The sequence below is a fragment of the Streptomyces sp. NPDC001880 genome, from assembly GCF_053594575.1.
In genome coordinates, this window is the sequence record NZ_JBSFET010000006.1 from 58,838 (window position 1) to 76,824 (window position 17,987).

Genomic DNA, 17,987 nt, shown 5'->3' on the forward strand with positions numbered 1-17,987 from the left:
CTGACGGTGCGCGGTTGCCGGGCGCTCACGCTGTGGGCGCCCGGGGTGGGGGATTCGAGCGAACGTTCTACAGGCGCCAGTGTGAGCGATTTTGACGCACCATAATGTCTGTTGACATCGCCAACGTGCGTACGCGATGCTCTCGGAGTGAACGGTTCGGCATTCCCGCCGCGACCGCCGCCCACTCCTGTGAGGAACACGTCATGCACCACGAGACCCCCCTGCGCCAGCTGATCGCCGAGCGCATCGACGACGCCGAGCCGTCCGCCCTGTCCCCCGAGGCCGCCGCCCTGCTGCGCGACACGCTCCCGGATCCCGCTCCGGAGGAGGCGGGGCGGGCCGGTCCCGTGTACCTGCGGTCCATCACGGCGGCTGGCTGGCGGGGCGTCGGTCCCGAGGCGACGCTCGACCTCCCGTACGGCCCCGGCCTCACCGTGATCACGGGCGGCAACGGCACCGGGAAGTCAAGCTTCGCGGAGGCCGCCGAGATCGCGCTCACCGGGTTCAACGCCCGCTGGGACGGCAGCAACGGTGGTAAGCCCCGCGCGGTGCCTTGGCGCAAGGGGTGGCGCAACCTGCATGACGCCGCGGCTCCCCAGGTCGCCGTGAGTCTCACCCTGGACGACGCCGCCGAGCCGGTCACGGTACGCCGGACCTGGTACGGAAAGGAGGTCGAGGAGGCGCGCACGACGGTGGTCCGGGAAGACGGCACCGAGCTGAAGCTGGACGAGTGTGTGAACGCCGCCATGCTCGACGTCTACAGGCCGTTCCTGCCCTACAGCGAGCTGGGCTCGATGGTGGACGGCACGATGCGCGACCTGTACCGCAAGATCTCCACGTTCATCGGGCTCGGCCGGCTCGGTGAGATGGACATCCGTCTCGCGGCCCGGGTCAAGGAGTGCGAGGACATCGAGGCGAGGCCCCGCCCGCTGAGGACCGCGGCGGTCGAGGCACTGAACGGCCTGGACGACCGGCGTGCCGTCGACGCGATGCGGGCTCTGGGCGGGCGTGTCCCCGATGTCGACGCCGTAAGGGCCCTGCTCGACCAGGACGCGGTCGCCGACCAGGGCGAAGCGGCCCGACTCCGGGCGCGCGCCTCCCTGACCGGACCCGATGAGACGGAGGTGGCCGGGGCGCTGGCCCGGCTGAGGGAGGCCATCGCGGCCTTCGAGGACGTACGGCACTCCAACGCGGAGGACGCGCGCCGCTTGGCCGCGCTGCTGGAGGCCGCGTTCGAACAGCGTCGCCGGTCGGGAAGCCCCCACTGCCCGGTCTGCGGTACCGAGGACCGTCTCGACCAGGCGTGGGCCGAGGCGGCGCGGGCCGAGATCGAGCGGCTCCAGGCGGAGGCGGCCGAGGCCGATTCCGTACGCCGTACCCTCAGCAGCGCCAAGCGTGCCGTGCACGACCTGGTGCAGCCCGTTCCCGACCTGCTGCGGACGGAGGATTCCGAGCTGGCGGAACTGTGGCGTGAGTGGTCGCTCTGCCGGAGCCTCACCGATCCCGCCGAACTGGCCGAGTGCGTCGGACGCCTCGCGCCGATGCTGGCGGCTGCCTGCCGTCAGTCCGGGGAGGAGGCCGCGCGTCGGCTGACCGACCGCGACACCGCCTGGCGGCCCGTGGCCGTGCGGCTCGCGGAGTGGGTCGAGGCGGCAGAGAAGGCGGAGGACGCGACCGGTCGGCACAAGGCGGCCAAGGCGGCCCGTGAGTGGTTCAGGAAGCTGACGAACGAGCTGAGGGATGACCGGATGCAGCGCTTCGACGAGCACGCCCAGAAGGTGTGGACGAAGCTCTGCGAGAGCAGCAGCGTCTCCCTCGGCCGCGTCAAGCTCAAGGGAACGGCCAAGCAGGGCGGAGTGGAGCTCGACGTCTCGGTGGACGACCACGAGGCGGCCGCGTACAGCGTGATGAGCCAGGGCGAACTGCACTCGCTCGCACTGTCGCTGTTCATCCCGCGCGCCACGCACGAGGCCAGCCCGTTCGGCTTTCTCGTCATCGACGACCCGGTGCAGTCGATGGACACGCAGAAGGTGGAGGGGCTGGTTACCGTCCTCAGTGAGTGTGCCCGGCACCGCCAGGTCGTCGTCTTCACCCACGACACCCGGCTGGAACAGGCCATCACCCACCTCGGGATCGAGGCGACGGTCCACCGCATCTCCCGTGAGGAGAAGTCGCACGTGACGGTCGAGCGGACGCGGGACCCCTTTCGGCAGGCGCTCAGTGAGGCTGAGGATGTCTCCAAAGACCCGTCCGTGCCCCAGGCCGTGGCCGACCGGGTCATTCCGGCCATGTGCCGCGCTGCCCTGGAGGTCGCCTGCGTGGAGACCGCCCGCCGGACCTTGCGGGACGAGAAGGGCCGCCGCCTGAGTCTCGCGGAGTTCGAGAAGCGGGTGCCGATCCAGGGAAGCGCCAAGCAGTACGTGGCGTTCGCACTCCTGGGGGACCCCTCCGGAAAGCCCAGGGCAGCCGTTGAAGGGCTGCACCGTGGAGGCTGGGACCTGATCGAGGAGCTGAACGGGGGCTCGCACTGGGGTCCGGCGGCCGTCACCGACCGCAAGGAGCTGGTGACGCGTACGGAACGGCTGGCCGAGGCCATCCGGCGCCGGGCCCGGGGCGCCGTCGACCCGCAGGGCGGTGCCCGATGACGGGCGACACCGCGCGTGCGGACATGTCCGCCGCCCAGTCCCTCCTGCGGCCCCCGGCTGGCACGATGACGTCACTCGGCCCCGGAGTACGGGCCCGTGCCGCGGCCCTGCTGCTGCGTCGGGCGCTCGAACGCGGCCTGGACGACTTCTGGCGGGGCGTGGCCCCCGGTATGACGCGTATCGGGAAGCACCGCATCCTCTGCCTGGGGGCGTACACCGACCGGGAGACCGCCAGGCGCTGCTACATCACCTGGTCCGCGCTCAGCACCGCCTGCCACTACCGGGCGCACGAACTGCCTCCGGCGCCCTCGGAGATCCAGGGCCGCCTGCCGACGGTGGAAGCCCTGCTGGAGGCGCTCGAAAAGGGGCCCACGGTCCCGTCCGCCGTGACGCTCCCGTCCTCGCGACCGGAGGACGCGGGCCGGTCGGCCTCCTCGGCCACCACCCCGGCCGCGTGCCCGGCACCGGGCCGACAGCCGAGCAGCACCGTTCCGAAGCCCGGCCCGCCACCGGGACGGCGGGCCGCACCTCCGGTCATCGGTGGCCAGTGAGCGTAAGGGAAAGCCGTCCGGACCTCTCATGGTTGTCGGCGGACGGCACCCCTCGCCCTCACAACCGGACGGGCATCCGCCGGACGGGCTTCGGCAGCCATCCGATGTGCCGGAGCGTCGGCACGACCCGGCTGAGCAGGAAGAAGACGACGGGGGTCCGTTCGTCCTCCTCGGGGAAGAAGAGCGCGTGCTGTACGGAGACGTCGTCCTGCGGGTCGTCCAGATCGAAGCGGACGGGGTCCGGCAGCACGTAGGCCGAGTCGAGCACTACGCCGGGCCTGCTGGTCAGCTCGCGTAGTTCGTCCCGGCCGCACACCTCGACGAAGTCGGCGGTGGTGAATGTCTTCTTGACGGTCGGCCGGTCTCCGGGCACCGCGACCCACCCCATGACGCGGAGCTCCTCACTGCCCGGAGCCGTCTCCTGGATACCCGCACGGCGCCGGTTGTGCAGGTTGGACAGGGGCGCGGGCATCTCCGGGACCACAGCGGGCTGGTACAGAACGAGATCACGCTCGCCGTTCTCCCATCGGGTGTCATGGATCGTGAGCTCCGGGCGGTTCTCCAGCTTGACGCGCCACACCACCGCCGTGCCCCCGCACCGCGCGCCGGAACACGTGGCCGCGACGCCTTTCGGCACCATGCCGTCCCGTCGCAGAACGAACTGATCCATGATGGTCATGGCGACCACGCCCCTCCTCTGTGGGGTGGCACACACCGTGCTCCCCTGGGTGGAGATTATGCGCTCAACTACGCAGAAAAGGATGAGTGTTGGAAAAGGTGGCGATGCGGTTTCTGTCCGGAACGGGGAAGAGGGCATGAGCGGCACCGAGGCGGGGCCCGGCAGCCCGGACAAGACGCCCGAGTTCCTGCTCCGGCTGCCCGGCGCGGGCGAAGTCGACCGGGCCCGGGGCTTCCTGCTGGACGCGGTCGGGACCAACGGAAGCCGGAAGTTCCGCATCCTCGCCGGCTCGCCGGCCCGGGACCGGGAGATGCCGTCCTTCTCGAAGCACTTCGTCGCTACGGCCCGGGTACGCGCAATGCTGAAGCAGACGGGTGTGCTGCGCCCGTCCACGCGCTGGCCGGGATGGCTGGAGGCGGCCGAGGACATCGACTGCGGCTCGCCCTCCTTTGCCGCCGGTGTGCTGGTGGGGTCACCGCGTAACGGGTGGATCGACTGGAAAACGGAAGCCGACATACCGCTCTCGGACTTCATGGAGGGCGTCTGGTCCGGGCCTGCCCGCTCCTGGTTGGTACGCGGCAACAACGTCTCCGGCGCCGACCTCGTCCAGAAGCTGTGGCTTCCCGAGGGGCGCGTTTCCCTCGCCGCCCCGCGCCTGAGCCAGGGGGTCGGCCAGGGGGTGAGCAAGGAGCGTCTGCGCGCCATTGTGGAGGAGGACTGGGGAACCACCGCCACGTACAACCAGAAGCTCGAACTGGTCGAGGAACTGCACGCCTTCCTCTCCCGGATGAAGCCGGGCGACACGGTGTGCACGCTCTCGGGAGGGCGGCTCTACGTCGGACAGATCTCCGGCCCGGCCGAACAGACGGCTTCCGACAACGGTCTGTCCAATCTCCGGCGGCCCGTCGAATGGCAGAGCACCGGTCACCCCTACGACACCCTGCCCGAGGAGATCCAGCAGCGCCTCGCCGCCCAGCACGACGTCGTGGACCTCACGGTGGTCCAGCCGCACATCGACGGGCTCGGCCTCACCGACGAGGAACTGGCTGACGAGGCCGTGGAGACAGAGCGCGACCCCAGCGGTACGACACCCGCGCTCGCCGCCCGCCGCGAGCTGGAGCTGCCCGTCCCCGACCAGGCCCTCGCCGATGAGCTGCTGGCGCACGACGTCGGATGGCTCAGGGAAGTCCGCGACCTGCTCTCGGACGAGAAGCAACTGATCTTCTACGGCCCGCCGGGCACCGGCAAGACATACACCGCCCTCGCACTGGCCGAGTACCTCGGCGGCGGGGCCGAGCGTGTGAAGCTCGTACAGTTCCACCCCTCCTACTCCTACGAGGACTTCTTCGAGGGCTTTCGCCCCCGCGAGGACCCGAAGACGGGTGAGGTCGCCTTCCGTCTGACGGCCGGGCCCCTGCGAGAGCTGGCCGACCTGGCGTCCCGCGAGGGCAACCACCACATCCCGCACTTCCTGATCATCGACGAGATCAACCGGGCCAACCTGGCCAAGGTCTTCGGCGAGCTGTACTTCCTCCTGGAGTACCGTAGGAGGTCCGTGCGGCTCACCTACTCCGGCGATGACTTCCTGCTTCCGCCCAACCTCTTCGTCATCGGCACGATGAACACCGCCGACCGGTCGATCGCGCTGGTCGACGCCGCGATGCGCAGGCGTTTCGCCTTCGTCGAGCTGTCACCCCGCACCGAGCCCACGCGTGGCCTGTTGCGGCGCTGGCTCGGCCGACAGGGGGTCGACGGCCGCCCGGCGGACCTCCTGGACGCCCTCAACTCCCGCATTGACGACGAGGACTTCCTCATCGGCCCCTCGTACCTGATGAAGAAAAGCGTGCACCGGGAGGGCGGTCTGGACCGGACCTGGCGGACCAAGATCCTTCCGCTGCTGGAGGAGCACCACTACGGCGAGTCCTTCGACATCGCGAAGAGGTACGGACTCGACGCCCTGTCTCAGTCCCTCGGCGACGGCGGACCGGGCGCCGCCACCCCGTGACGACCGTCGAGCTGGACGAGCACGGAGCCGCCGTCAGCGTGCCGCTCCCGGACGGGATCGGCCGGGCGCTCGCCGTCTCCCGCATCGTCGAGGCGGCCCCCGACCCGTATCTGCCGGGCGCCTGGCGGCTGAGGGCTGGCGGCAAGGTCGGAGCGGTGTCCGTGAGGGTGGCGGGGCAGGACCCCGTGACCCTCAGGATCGCGGCCAAGGTGCCGGTGCGGCGGCTGTTCTTCCTGATCGGCTACGCCGCCGACCCCCGGGTCCACCGGGACGGCGAGGTGGACGTGACCGAGCACGACGAGGTCCTTCCGGCACTGGCCCACGGTTTCGAGAGGGCTGTCGAACGCGCGCTGCGTCAAGGCGTTCTCCAGGGATACCGGCACACCGAGGAGACCTCGCCGGTCGTCCGCGGGCGCATCCGGGAGGCCGACCAGGCCAAACGTCACCACGGGCGGGCCTTCCCGGTCGAGATCGCCTACGACGACTACGGCACCGACATCCCGGAGAACCGCCTCCTGAGGGGGGCGGTGGAGCGGCTGCTCCCCTTGGACCGCGTACCCGAAGACGTACGCCGCCGACTCCGCCACCACCGGCGCCGCCTGCTGGACGTACAACCGCTGAAGCGGGGGGTGCGCGACCTGCCTCGGTGGCGGGCCGGCCGGCTGAACCACCGCTACCAGCCCGCACTACGGCTGGCCGAGACGATCCTGCGCGGTTCGTCGGTGGAGCACGGTGCAGGCGGGGTATCCGTCGACGGGTATCTCATCGACACGCACAAGATCTTCGAGGACTTTGTCTGCGTGGCCCTGCGTGAGGCGCTGGCGGATCACGGCGGGCGCGCGGCTTTCCAGGCCCGTGGCGTACACCTGGACGAGGACCGGAACGTAGCGATGCGTCCGGACCTGGTCTGGTATGGCGACGACGGCGGACCAAGGGCCGTCGTGGACGCCAAGTACAAGGCGGAGAAGCCCGAGGGATTCCCGGACGCCGACCTCTACCAAATGCTCGCCTACTGCACGGCGCTCGGCCTTCCGGACGGCCACCTCGTCTACGCGAGGGGGTACGAGCCGAGCGTGACGCACCGGGTGCGCCACGCCGGAATCCGCATCCACCAGCACGCCCTGGCTCTGGACCGCCCGCCGGGAGAGCTGCTGGCCGAGATCGCCGCCATCGCCCGCACGATGGCGGGCGGGACTGGTGACGCGCCCGTCAGGCGGGGTCCTCAGGCGGCACGAGAGCCCCGTTGGTGAGACCGTCGCGAGCGAGAGCGCTCGCCTGCTCCGTCAGCCGGGCGACTTCGCCTACGCACGCCTCGAACTCCCGCAGGGCGCGGAAGGCGGCACCGTAACGCCGTTGCTCCTCCACGGCCATCTGCGGGACGCGCGCGCCTTTCACGTCGAGGCGGTAGGAACCGCTACTGCTGGTCGAGCGGCGGTTGTTGGACGCGCTCCGCAGGAAACCCCGCAGATATTCGGTGTCCAACTGGTCGCTCTTCGAACTTGGTTCGGCATCGGTGAGCTCGACGAGTCCGGCGCGGGAGAGGTCGGCCAAGCTGATGGTCGCGCCGTCCAGCGTCCCAGGCCCCTCGCCTGCTGAGAGAGCGGGCAGCAGGGCGTTCAGCTGCCCCAGCCTCTCCTCGATGCGCTGCCGGAGGGCGCGGTATTCAGCAGGCAGATCCTCGCGTGCGGCGTCCACATGGGCACTCGGGGTGAGGTCGACGGAGTCGTTGAGCAGGTCGATAAGCGGCACGTCGACGGCTTGCCCGGCCGCGGGCTCCATCGGGCCGTCAGGCGAGTTGGAGGTTAGGTCCACCATGTGCACCGACCTGGAGCCGCCGGACGCGTCGGCCGGGCGGCGCAGGACCCACAGATGAACGGGCTGCGCGTGTGAGGCCACCATCCCGGGCGGCAGGGCCACGACATTCGTGAGGATGCCCCGGCGGACGATCTCCGCACGGATGCGTCTGCCAGCCTTCCGGTAGGCCACGGACGCGGGCATGACGGCGACGACCCTGCCGCCGGGCGCGGTGTGGGCGTAACAGTGCTGGAGCCAGGCCAGATCCCCTTCCGCCTTCGAGGGCGTGCCCAGCTCCCAGCGGGAGTCGAGAAGCAGCTCCTCGCGGCCCCAGTCCGGACCGGCAGTCGGTGGGTCGCAGATGACGAGGTCGGCACGGAGATCGGGCCAGTGGTCCTGGCGCAGGGAGTCCCCGGTCTCGATCACCGTGCTCCGGTACCCGACGAGGTCGGCTCGCGCCTGCGCCAGCTCCGCCACAGCCGGATCGATTTCCTGACCACGCCGTAGAGGGCCCTCCGCGGGTCCGACGGACAGGAGCAGGGTCCCGATGCCGCAGGCAGGATCGAGGATGACGGAGTCGCCGGACAACGGCCCCGCGAAGTGGCTCACCGCCTTGACCAGGCGTAGCGAAGTGACCTGGTCGGAGCCGACGCGTCGCGAGGAGTCGCGGAAACGCTCCACCAGCTGCTCGACGACCCGGGCCGGCGTTTCCTTAGCGGCCAGGCCCGTGGCCAGGTCGGCCAGGTCCTCGTCCAGCCCGTTGGCGTCGCCGCGGGCTAGGAGGCGGGCGACGCCCGTGACGCCCGTGATGATGTCGTCGCCGAAGCCGCCTCGTAGCGCTTGCCACAGGCGGACGTCGTCCGAGACGTCCGTGCCCTTCTGCTGTTTGGCGAGCCAGGAACGGACTTCGGCGAGAGAGAAGAGCGGCGTGCTCGCTCCGGCATCGGCAGGGGCGGGAAAGTCGCTGTACCGCCGTCGCCAGTTGGAGACGGCGGCACGTGTCACCCCCGCCAGCCTGGCGATCTCTGCTCCGGTGATCAGTGATTCGGCGGCTGGTGGAGTTGATTCCTTCATGATTCCACCGTACACGTTGTTCGCCTGAGATCCGATAGGTAGTGCGTTGGCAATGTCAACGAGCGCATCGGGGTCTGCTCGAATCTAGTGGTGCCTAGGTGCTAAATCTTGTTGGCGGATCGCCCTCGAGATCCCCTTGACGGAGTGCGCCACATTGATCGAGGACGATCAGCCGGAGCTTAATTCCCCCTGGTTCCGCCGAGAGACTTCGGCACAGGCCGAGACGGCTTCCGGGAGGCCGACGAAGCCGGACTTCAACGGCTTGAGGCGCTCAAGGCTGGACAAGGTGATGGTCTTCTGAAGTCGGCAACGCTCGTCCAGGACCTGAGTGGGCAGGACATAGAAGGTCCATTGGTCAAGGTCGAGAGGATCTAGCGTCTGCTTCTCCCGGTGATGCAGAAGGCAGAACACGTACACGTCGGCGCGGCGCAGCACATCGGCTGAAGTGATGTCGGTCTGGGCGTCCCAACCGGAGGCAGGCGCGATGCGGAAGGAGACTCTCGACGTCTGCGACTGTGCCCACGACTGCAGGTAGGCCGTCGACTTCACCTCGATACGCCAGTTCTGGGGCGTGCGGATGTCAACCGTGTCCCATTCGGTACGGGTACCGGTGGCAGCGCCCAGCGCGGTGGCCACGAGATACTCGGCCAGGACGCCACGCATGGTGTTGTTGGTCAGGTCGGAGCACGCCCAACTCCAGAAGTCAGCGAGCTTGCCCACCGTCTTGCCGTCGGCCTGTATCGGCTCATTGCCACTGCGGCGCGCGATGAGCAACGGACCAAGCTCGGCTCCCATGCAGTCCTCCGAACGATGAAGTAGGGCTAAGCCTGCCAGTAGCGCCCGTCCTGAGCGGCGCTCTCAGCACCGCCCTCTGGGCAGAGGCCAAACGGAGCATCGCCGCGATCATGCATCTTTTCCGACCTCATCCGATCCAGAGTTGGCTCATCTCGGAGTTGCGCCCATGATCGAGGTCTGAATCCAGTCCGCTGTCGCGGAGATCCCCTCCTCCAGTGCCATGGGCGCCATTCTCGGGAAGAGCGCTCGCAGGCGGCCGCTGTCGGCCTGGGAGTGGGCGACATCGCCAGTGCGCGCAGGCACGTGCTGCCGTTTGACGACGTGCCCAGTTGCCGTCTCGATCTCCTGGATCAGACCCAGCAGCGAAGTGCGGCTCCCGAAAGCCAGATTTACCGGGCGGGGGTCCACCACCCGGCGAAGGAGAGCGGCGGTGAGGACGTGGCAGACCGTGCCCACGTAAGTGAAGTCCCGCGTCTGGGTGCCGTCGCCGTGGATCGTAAGGGGCTCGCCAGCGAGGGCGGCGCTGATCCATTTTGGGATGACGGCGGCGTACGGATGGTCGGCGCGCTGGCCGGGGCCGTAGACGTTGAAGAAGCGGAAGGGGAGGACCGGCAGGTCGAAGCTGTGGTGGTAGGCGCTCAGGTACGCCTCCGTCGTGAGTTTGGTGACCGCGTACGGGCTCATCGGGCCAGCGACGAGGTTCTCGTGCTTCGGCAGGTGGGGGTTGGAGCCGTAGACGGAGGACGAGGAGGCGGCGATCACGTGCGGGCCGCCGGCGCGGCGGGCGGCTTCGAGGACCTGGAGGGTGCCGGTCGCGTTTGCGTGGTGGCTGGCCAGGGGGTCCTGTAAAGAGCGCGGTACGGAGGGAAGGGCGGCCAGGTGGACGACGGCGTCGGCGCCGCGGAACGCCTGGTCGAGGAGAGCGGCGTCCTGGACGTCTCCCTCGAAGAAGTCGACGTCGAGGCCGGCGAGATGCGCCTTGTCCCCGGTGGAGAGGTTGTCCACGACCCGGAGTCGTGTGACGTGGGGTTGCTCGGCCAGGGCGTGGGCGAGGTTGCCGCCGATGAACCCGGCACCGCCGGTGATGACGATCTGCATGGTGTTGCCCTTCAGAGGGAGTCGACGTGGGCGCCGACGAGTCGGCGGCGGCAGTCGAGGATGTACGGGGCGTGCGCGCTGATCAGGGGGTAGTCGAAGGCGTCGTGGTCGGCGAGGAGGACGACGGCGTCGGCCGCCGCGAGGCGGACGGGGGTTACGTCGACCTGCTGGAGGCTCTCCAAGCCGACGGCGCGGGGGTGGGCTTCGTCCAAGACGTGGGGGTCGGCGGCCTGGACCTCGGCGCCCATGCCGGTGAGGAGTTCAGCGATGCGAGCGGCCGGTGTCTCCCGGGCGTCCCCGGTGTTGGCCTTGTACGCCAGGCCGAGCAGCAGGATCCGGGAGCCCTTGAGCGGCTTGCCTCGTTCGTTGAGGCCCGCGACGAGACGCCGGACCACGTAGTCGGGCATGTGGTTGTTGACGTCGTTTGCCAGTTCGACGAAGCGGAAGTTCTGCCCCAGGGCCCGCTCGACCCGCCACGACAGGTACGAGGGATCGACGGGCAGGCAGTGACCTCCGACCCCGGGGCCGGGGGAGAAGCGCATGAACCCGAACGGCTTGGTGGACGCCGCGTCGATGGCCGCCCAGACGTCGATGCCCAGGTCGTGGGCGAAGATCGCCAGCTCGTTGGCGAGGGCGATGTTCACGTGCCGGAAGGTGTTCTCAAGGAGCTTGGTGAGCTCCGCTTCCTTGCAACTGGCCACGGGCACGACCGTGTCGACGAGCGACGCGTAGAAGGCGCGGACCGCCTCCATGGAGGACGGGTCGATGCCCGAGACGACCTTGGGCGTGTTCTCCAGCTTCCAGGTGGGATTCCCGGGGTCGATGCGCTCCGGGCTGTAGCCGAGGTGGAAGTCGAGGCCGGCGGTCAGCCCGGAGCCACGTTCGAGGAGCGGTCGGAATACCTCCTCGGTCGTCCCGGGGTACGTGGTCGACTCCAGGACGACGGTCGCTCCGCGGGTGAGCTGGTGGCCGAGCGTCCGCGCCGCCTCCTCGACGTGCGACAGGTCCGGGGCGCCGTCGCGCAGCGGCGTCGGGACGGTGACGACCGCCACGTCGAACCCGGCGCAGTCGGACGGGTCGACGGTCGGCCGGTAGACCCCGGCGGCGAGAAGGGGCACCAGCCGCCTGTTCGAGATGTCCTCGACGTACGACTCACCGATCACGAGTCGTTTGATCCGCCCGGCGTCCACGTCGAGGCCGACGACGTGGTGCCCGACCTCGGCGGCTCGTACCGCCAACGGGAGCCCGACGTATCCCTGCCCCACGACGACGACGCGGAGCCGGCCGGTCTCGTGATTCCTGGTCATGCGGTCCACCTCACTGAAATCGGGGGCTTGGGTAGCGGGGACGTATACGCGGCGCGGGATCCGCGGTGGAGGGTGGCCGTAAGATGGGGGGACGCCTCGGCCGTACGGGACTCGCTTGGCCGCCTGTCTCGGACGGCCGAGTGCTTTTCGGGCACGGCATGGGGAGCCGGGAAAACCCGCAGGCTGGCCGAACCCCCGGTTCGATACCATGACGATGGCCTGCAGCCCCGTTCCGTCACCGTGCGTGACGTGATCGTGCGATCGGAGTGATCGCGTCGACTGCGGCCTCCCGACCTGGGCCCGCCGTGGCAGTGGCACCGGCGCCGTATTGCGTACGAAATGGAGCATCCAAGGATGGCTCGACACCTGGTAACCAGCGCGCTTCCCTACATCAACGGGATCAAGCACCTGGGCAACATGGTCGGGTCGATGCTTCCGGCAGATGTTTACTCCCGGTACCTCCGCCAGCGCGGTCACGACGTCCTCTACATCTGTGCCACAGACGAGCACGGCACGCCGGCCGAATTGGCCGCCAAAGAGGCCGGACTCTCGGTCGCCGAGTTCTGCGCGCAGGCCCACGACGCGCAAAAGGCCGTGTACGACGGGTTCGAGCTGGCCTTCGACTACTTCGGCCGCAGTTCTTCGCAGCAGAACGTCGAGATCACGCAGCACTTCGCGCGTCAGCTCCACAAGAACGGCTTCATCGAGGAGCGTGCGATCCGGCAGGTGTACTCGCCGGTCGACGGCCGTTTCCTTCCGGACCGGTACGTCGAGGGCACCTGCCCGCACTGCGGGTACGACAAGGCTCGCGGCGACCAGTGCGAGAACTGCACCCGCGTCCTCGACCCGACCGACCTGATCGACCCGCGCTCGGCGATCAGCGGTTCCACGGACCTGGAAGTCCGCGAGACCAAGCACCTCTTCTTGCTGCAGTCCAAGCTCCAGCACGAGGTCGAGGAGTGGATCGCGACCGTCAGCGCCGAGTGGCCGCACCTGTCCACGTCCATCGCGCGCAAGTGGCTGACCGAGGGCCTGAACGACCGCGCCATCACGCGCGACCTGGACTGGGGCGTGCCCGTCCCGGCGGACACCTGGCCGGAGCTCGCGGCCGAGGGCAAGGTCTTCTACGTCTGGTTCGACGCCCCGATCGAGTACATCGGCGCGACGAAGGAGTGGGCGGACGCGTCCTTGGACGGCGAGAACCGCGACTGGAAGTCGTGGTGGTACGAGGCCGACGACACCGTCCGCTACACGCAGTTCATGGCCAAGGACAACGTCCCCTTCCACACGGTGATGTTCCCCGCCACCGAGCTCGGCGTGCGCGAGCCCTGGAAGAAGGTCGACGTCGTCAAGGGCTTCAACTGGCTGACGTTCTACGGCGGCAAGTTCTCCACCTCCCAGAAGCGCGGCGTCTTCACCGACGCGGCCCTGGAGATCCTCCCCGGCGATTACTGGCGCTACTTCCTGATCGCCAACGCCCCCGAGTCGGACGACTCCTCCTTCACCTGGGAGCACTTCACCGCCACGGTCAACAAGGATTTGGCGGACACCCTCGGCAACTTCGTCAACCGCGTGCTGTCGTTCTCCCGCAAGCGGTTCGGCGGCGAGGTCCCGGCCGGTCGTGCCGCAGGCGAGGCGGAAGCGAAGCTGGGCGAGGAGATCGCGCGCCTGCTGGCCGAGTACGAGGAGCGCATGGAGGCGCTCCAGTTCCGCAAGGCTGCCGCTGCCCTGCGCGCCTTGTGGTCCGCGGGCAACTCCTACCTTGAGGAGAAGGCCCCCTGGCTGGAGATCAAGACTGACGCCGACGGCGCCGCACTGACGCTGCGCACGGCGATGAACCTGATCCACCTGTACGCGGTCGTCTCCGAGCCGTTCATCCCGACTTCGACCGCCGCCATGCGCGGGGCCTTCGCTCTGGAGAACGACACCGCGACCTGGGTGACCGCCGACCAGGCCAAGTCCCTGGACACCGTCCCGGCCGGTACCGCGTTCACGGTGCCGCCGGTGCTCTTCGCGAAGATCACGGAGGAGGACCTGGAGTCCTACCGTGAGCGCTTCGGCGGCGCCTCGGAAGCCTGACAGGCATCCCCGCACCCGTACCGTCCCGGCTCTCATCGGGCGGTACGGGCGTCGAGGTGGCCGGGCAGCTCCGCAGGCGAGGCGTTCATCAGCCGGATACGCGGAGTCGGGCCGCCGACCTCCACCCACGTGATCCCGGCCGAGCCGGGCACGTGCTGGAGGTAACGGTCGAACCCGTTCCCGGTCAGCCACAGCAGCAGGCAGGCGATTCCTCCACCGTGCCCGACAAGGACGGTCGTTTGCCGTGCTCCGGAGCAGACCTCGTCCCACAGATCCACGTAACGGGCCTGGACATCCTCCGACGACTCGCCGCCCGGCGTGCGGAGCCGGTGGATCGGCACATCGTGGCGAGCGGCCTCAGCGGCGGCGAGCTCTCTGGGCCGGCCCCCGAGGTGCCCGCTGTCCTTGGCGGCCAGTCGCTCGTCGACGCGGACATCGGCGGGGGCGAGCGCGGCGGTGAGGAGCTCGGCCGACTCCCGGCAACGGGACATCGGGCTGACGAGTAGCTGGTCCACGGTGACCCCGGCCGCCGCGAGGCAGGCACCGACCCACCGTATGTCGGCGCGCCCGCGCTCGCTGAGCCGACCGCCGACCGCGCGGCCCTGGTGGATGCCCTGGAGGTTCTCCTCTGTCTCGCCGTGTTTGATCAGGTAGATGCGCTGGGTGTTCATGGCATCGTGTCCCCTCACTTCGGTCAGTCCCAGTGGCGGACGTCGGCGCGTGCGGAGACGGCGGCGGCGACCTCGTCGTGCTCGGCCTGGCTCATGGCGGGGAAGCGGTCGTGGTGCCACTCGACGTAGAGGACGGAGACGAGGTCGATCGTCCCGTCGGCGAGCAGCTTCCTCAGCACGGGGTACTCGGCGCCCTCGATGTCCATCTTCACGACGACGTGGTCCTCCGGGGCGGCGGTCCGGCGGAGCCAGGCGCTGAAGTCCACCGCGGGTACGGGGACGGGCGAGCTGTAGTCGATCTGCTGGTCGTACATGGGAGGGACCCGCTTGCCGGGCATCACGGTGGAGCTCTCGTGGTGGCCGAGGAAGAGGTCGATCGTCTCGTCCTCGGTCCACACCGCGCTGGGGGAGACCTCAACTACGCCGGCGTGCCGGGCCTGTTCGACGTTCGCGCGGATGGAGGGGAGCAGGCTTGCGTTGGGCTCGAAGGCGTAGAAGTCGTGGTCTGGGAGCTCGTGCATGAAGTGCCTCAGCACGATTCCGAGGTTGGCGCCGCAGTCGACGAAGATCTTGCGCATGAGGTGTTCTCCTGGTCGGTCATCGGAGCGCCGAGGTCGATCTCCCGTACGACGTGATCGGCGAGCGTGACGAAGTCGCCGGTCCGGGGGAGGTAGCAGCGCTCCACGTAGCGGATGGTGATGCGGCGGACGGGCTCCTCGCCGCGGTAGGCAGGCAGATCGCCCCACCGGTAGAGCTGGCCCCCGGGCGCCTTGAGGCGATGTAGCCACCGGGGCAGGGGGCTCTTCCGACTACCGGCGTTGAGTCGGGTGAACATGGTGGTCAGGAAGGCGAGGTGCTCGGCCGACCGTTCCTCGTCCTTGTGCGTTCGGCCGTAGGTCTGCTTGAGCGCGTGCAGCCGATCCGGGGCCCCGCCGGCCTGGACGAGGAGATCCCGAAGACGCCGGTCCCAGACGATTCCGAGGTGGCCGTGGAGGACGGGCTCGTCCGTCAGGAAGTAGCCCTCGACGCGGCCGAACTCGCGTTCGTACGGGCACATGTAGTCGTTGTAGAGACCCCCCGTCGCCCCGGAGACGGTCTCCACCTGCCAGTGGAGCCGGGCGGTGAAGGGCGAGTCCCACCACCCCAGATGCCAGGGCTGCCACAGCAGGTCGGCGGTGCTGAGCAGGATCACAGTGAGTGCGACCAGCGCGGCCGGCCAGCCGAACGCCGTGCCGTGATCCGTGCCAGGAAGCAGCCCGAAGGCTGTCGCGAGGCCGATGTTGGCGGCGACGTTCTCCCAGAAGAGGATGCCTGAGGCGAGTGCGACGACGACGTTGAAGAGCGCGGTCGCCACCAGGATCGCGATCAGTAACCGGCGGTCGAGGAACGCCACCAGCCCGGCGGCCTCCACGACCATCGTGAGGAGGTTGGCGGGGCGGTCGATGACGCCCGCTCGGCGTAGGAGCCGGGACACCGTCCGGGAGGGGAGGAAGCGCGCCCAGCCCCAGCAGTACGCCGAGGCCACGAGGTAATAAGTGCGGTTGTGCCAGGCCCAGGACCAGGGGCGAGGCCCCAGACGTGCCTTGCTCCAGGCCGGTTTGACGTAGTGCGACAGCGAGACGCAGCCGAGTACCAGCACGAGACCGGCCGTGGAGCCGGGAGAGGGCGGGGCGAGGACCGCGGTCACGAGGAACCAGGCGAGGTACGCCTTCAGCAGGCGCACCGGCATCATCGCGTGGTGCTGCCAGCCGCGCAGCCTGCCGCAGTACACGGCGAGCCACGCCAACAGAGCGGGAGCCCAAAGGCACGAGACGACGGCGAGAAACAGGAGGAGCAGCTTGTCCCGACGCTGCGGACCGATGGACTCCGTGACGTCGTAGTCGCTCGTCACGCCGCGCCAGGTCAGTAAGGTGATCACGAAGACGACGAACCAACGCAGCGGCCCGGGAAGGGGCGACGTCCGGAGCGCCAGAGGGGCGATGACCGCGACGGCCGCGCTCACGGCCAGGGGCGTGGGGTGACGGGCGAGGGCCCGTACGGCCGGGGAGACACCGAGGCGGTAGCACGCCACGACGGCGGCTACGACCGCCGCGGTCACCACGTACGAGGTAGTCAGGGGAGTCGACATGTCCAGCTACCCCGCGACCGGAGCGGGTATAGGCTGGTCGACCGCTGGCAGGCTCTCCAGGTACGAGGCGATCCGCTCCCGGGGGTCAGCCGAGAGATACAGGTCCCGGTGGCGTACGACGTTGTCGCTGAGTGCCCGACCGCGCGTGAGGAATTCGAGGACAGCCCGCCGTTCGATGCGCGGGGCCGCGGTTCCCAGTCCGGCCTCGTCGGTGACCTTCGCGCACCAGTGCTGGTCGTAGGTGGGTAACGGGATGAGGTGGACCGGTTTGCCGAGGACGAGTGCCTCGCTGATCAGGTTGAAGCCGGCGTTGGAGAACACCGCCTCGGAGCGAGCCATGTCCGCGATAAACGCCTCGCGGTCGAAGGCGCGGATCTCCACACGGGCGTCGGCGTACCCGCGCAGGGACCTCAACTCCGTTGGCTGCGTGTAGATCCGCAGCGTTCGGTCCGGTATGGACTGGCGGAAGATCGAGGCCAGTTCGCGGACGGACTCTTCCGGGCCGTGGTCGAAGTAGCGGGAGAAGTAGGCCGTGACGAGGGGCTCGGTGGTGACCGGTGCCGATCTGATGAGATCGGGAATGACCGGGGCGATGAACTCGACTCTTTGGTCCCCGGCGCCCAGTGGGATGTAGGAGCAGATGAAGGACCGGTCGACGCGGGGGGCGAAGTACCGCAGTCGCTGCTCTTCGGCCGTACGGGCGTACCGGTCGACGACGGGAAGGTCCAGGTGTCGGTACTTGCTCTGTTGGTCGATGGAGATGAGCGGTCGGCCGAAGTGGTAGGCGAGGCGCGGGGTGTTGGGCTCGTAGTCGGTGACGAACAGATCCGGAGCACCGCTGCTTCGGACGAGCCGACGCAGTTGGAGGTGCCGGCGGAGACCTCCGGGCACCTGGCGGATGTTCGCGCGCACGGCGTCGCGAGCGTGGATCCGGTTGTCGCGTGCGAGGAGCGTCGGCATCCATCCGTCCCAGGCGGAGAAGCCGAGGTCCCGGAAGTACGCGATCCGACCGGAGCCGTTGGTAATGATCCGAACCTGGTGCCCGCGGTCGCGGAGGTACTGGGCGATCGCGCTCTGCCGGACCGTGTGTCCCATGCCGATGCCGTTCACGCCGATGATCACGTTGAGCGGCTGTTCGTTGCCGTTTCCGGACATGAGGAT

General features: G+C 69.1%; 14 protein-coding genes. 5 read left to right on the forward strand and 9 right to left on the reverse strand.

Annotated features, from left to right (window positions below; all coding sequences use genetic code 11):
* Positions 1-203 precede the first annotated feature (203 nt).
* Both ACWCQ6_RS05635 and ACWCQ6_RS05640 read left to right on the forward strand, forming a co-directional pair.
* Positions 204-2,645: an AAA family ATPase gene (locus ACWCQ6_RS05635; protein WP_451085728.1), complete on the forward strand. Its 2,442-nt coding sequence runs from the start codon at positions 204-206 to the stop codon at positions 2,643-2,645.
* Positions 2,642-3,196: a hypothetical protein gene (locus ACWCQ6_RS05640; RefSeq protein ID WP_451085730.1), complete on the forward strand. Its 555-nt coding sequence runs from the start codon at positions 2,642-2,644 to the stop codon at positions 3,194-3,196. Before ACWCQ6_RS05635 ends, ACWCQ6_RS05640 begins: the two co-directional genes overlap by 4 nt.
* Before the next feature lie 58 nt (positions 3,197-3,254).
* On the opposite strand, the gene ACWCQ6_RS05645 is transcribed toward ACWCQ6_RS05640, so the two are convergent.
* Positions 3,255-3,875 carry a hypothetical protein gene (locus ACWCQ6_RS05645; RefSeq protein WP_451085732.1) on the reverse strand — a complete coding sequence of 207 codons (621 nt, stop codon included), beginning with the start codon at positions 3,873-3,875 and terminating at the stop codon, positions 3,255-3,257.
* A gap of 136 nt (positions 3,876-4,011) precedes the next feature.
* Between ACWCQ6_RS05645 and ACWCQ6_RS05650 the strand changes: the two genes are divergently transcribed.
* Entirely contained in the window at positions 4,012-5,880 is a 1,869-nt protein-coding gene (locus ACWCQ6_RS05650; protein WP_451085734.1) for a DUF4357 domain-containing protein, read from the forward strand.
* Positions 5,877-7,130, forward strand: coding sequence for an McrC family protein (locus tag ACWCQ6_RS05655; RefSeq protein ID WP_451085736.1), 1,254 nt, complete (start codon positions 5,877-5,879; stop codon positions 7,128-7,130). Before ACWCQ6_RS05650 ends, ACWCQ6_RS05655 begins: the two co-directional genes overlap by 4 nt.
* Here ACWCQ6_RS05655 and ACWCQ6_RS05660 read toward each other — a convergent pair.
* From ACWCQ6_RS05660 to ACWCQ6_RS05675, 4 genes are all read right to left on the reverse strand, one after another.
* On the reverse strand, positions 7,090-8,748 hold the full coding sequence (locus ACWCQ6_RS05660) for an N-6 DNA methylase (RefSeq protein WP_451085738.1): 1,659 nt from the start codon (positions 8,746-8,748) through the stop codon (positions 7,090-7,092). The two genes, ACWCQ6_RS05655 and ACWCQ6_RS05660, sit on opposite strands and share 41 nt — an antisense overlap.
* 168 nt (positions 8,749-8,916) lie before the next feature.
* Positions 8,917-9,543, reverse strand: a complete 627-nt coding sequence (locus ACWCQ6_RS05665; protein ID WP_451085740.1) for a hypothetical protein — start codon at positions 9,541-9,543, stop codon at positions 8,917-8,919.
* 147 nt (positions 9,544-9,690) lie between these two features.
* Positions 9,691-10,641, reverse strand: coding sequence for an NAD-dependent epimerase/dehydratase family protein (locus tag ACWCQ6_RS05670; RefSeq protein ID WP_451085742.1), 951 nt, complete (start codon positions 10,639-10,641; stop codon positions 9,691-9,693).
* An 11-nt stretch (positions 10,642-10,652) separates the two neighbouring features.
* On the reverse strand, positions 10,653-11,948 hold the full coding sequence (locus tag ACWCQ6_RS05675; RefSeq protein ID WP_451085744.1) for a nucleotide sugar dehydrogenase: 1,296 nt from the start codon (positions 11,946-11,948) through the stop codon (positions 10,653-10,655).
* A gap of 354 nt (positions 11,949-12,302) precedes the next feature.
* Here ACWCQ6_RS05675 and metG point away from each other — a divergent pair, with 354 nt between their 5' ends.
* Complete coding sequence (gene metG / locus ACWCQ6_RS05680) at positions 12,303-14,027, forward strand: methionine--tRNA ligase (protein WP_451085746.1); 1,725 nt, start codon at positions 12,303-12,305, stop codon at positions 14,025-14,027.
* A 32-nt stretch (positions 14,028-14,059) separates the two neighbouring features.
* Here metG and ACWCQ6_RS05685 read toward each other — a convergent pair whose 3' ends face one another.
* Genes ACWCQ6_RS05685 through ACWCQ6_RS05700 form a run of 4 tightly spaced genes read right to left on the reverse strand, consistent with a single transcriptional unit; the run spans position 14,060 to position 17,981 of the window.
* Positions 14,060-14,698 (reverse strand): histidine phosphatase family protein, encoded by a 639-nt coding sequence (locus tag ACWCQ6_RS05685; protein ID WP_451085748.1) that lies wholly within the window; start codon positions 14,696-14,698, stop codon positions 14,060-14,062.
* 23 nt (positions 14,699-14,721) lie between these two features.
* Complete coding sequence (locus ACWCQ6_RS05690; RefSeq protein ID WP_451085750.1) at positions 14,722-15,276, reverse strand: FkbM family methyltransferase; 555 nt, start codon at positions 15,274-15,276, stop codon at positions 14,722-14,724.
* Positions 15,228-16,826, reverse strand: coding sequence for a hypothetical protein (locus ACWCQ6_RS05695; RefSeq protein ID WP_451085752.1), 1,599 nt, complete (start codon positions 16,824-16,826; stop codon positions 15,228-15,230). Before ACWCQ6_RS05695 ends, ACWCQ6_RS05690 begins: the two co-directional genes overlap by 49 nt.
* Positions 16,827-16,832: 6 nt before the next feature.
* On the reverse strand, positions 16,833-17,981 hold the full coding sequence (locus ACWCQ6_RS05700; RefSeq protein WP_451085754.1) for a glycosyltransferase family protein: 1,149 nt from the start codon (positions 17,979-17,981) through the stop codon (positions 16,833-16,835).
* Between the last annotated feature and the right edge of the window lie 6 nt (positions 17,982-17,987).

Excerpts from the sequence above, each read along its gene's own strand:
- ACWCQ6_RS05645 (WP_451085732.1), bottom strand. The coding sequence starts at position 3,875 with ATGACCATCATGGATCAGTTCGTTCTGCGACGGGACGGCATGGTGCCG.
- ACWCQ6_RS05635 (WP_451085728.1), top strand. The coding sequence starts at position 204 with ATGCACCACGAGACCCCCCTGCGCCAGCTGATCGCCGAGCGCATCGAC.
- ACWCQ6_RS05640 (WP_451085730.1), top strand. The coding sequence starts at position 2,642 with ATGACGGGCGACACCGCGCGTGCGGACATGTCCGCCGCCCAGTCCCTC.
- ACWCQ6_RS05695 (WP_451085752.1), bottom strand. The coding sequence starts at position 16,826 with ATGTCGACTCCCCTGACTACCTCGTACGTGGTGACCGCGGCGGTCGTA.
- ACWCQ6_RS05690 (WP_451085750.1), bottom strand. The coding sequence starts at position 15,276 with ATGCGCAAGATCTTCGTCGACTGCGGCGCCAACCTCGGAATCGTGCTG.
- metG (WP_451085746.1), top strand. The coding sequence starts at position 12,303 with ATGGCTCGACACCTGGTAACCAGCGCGCTTCCCTACATCAACGGGATC.
- ACWCQ6_RS05675 (WP_451085744.1), bottom strand. The coding sequence starts at position 11,948 with ATGACCAGGAATCACGAGACCGGCCGGCTCCGCGTCGTCGTCGTGGGG.
- ACWCQ6_RS05700 (WP_451085754.1), bottom strand. The coding sequence starts at position 17,981 with ATGTCCGGAAACGGCAACGAACAGCCGCTCAACGTGATCATCGGCGTG.
- ACWCQ6_RS05660 (WP_451085738.1), bottom strand. The coding sequence starts at position 8,748 with ATGAAGGAATCAACTCCACCAGCCGCCGAATCACTGATCACCGGAGCA.
- ACWCQ6_RS05685 (WP_451085748.1), bottom strand. The coding sequence starts at position 14,698 with ATGAACACCCAGCGCATCTACCTGATCAAACACGGCGAGACAGAGGAG.
- ACWCQ6_RS05665 (WP_451085740.1), bottom strand. The coding sequence starts at position 9,543 with ATGGGAGCCGAGCTTGGTCCGTTGCTCATCGCGCGCCGCAGTGGCAAT.
- ACWCQ6_RS05670 (WP_451085742.1), bottom strand. The coding sequence starts at position 10,641 with ATGCAGATCGTCATCACCGGCGGTGCCGGGTTCATCGGCGGCAACCTC.
- ACWCQ6_RS05650 (WP_451085734.1), top strand. The coding sequence starts at position 4,012 with ATGAGCGGCACCGAGGCGGGGCCCGGCAGCCCGGACAAGACGCCCGAG.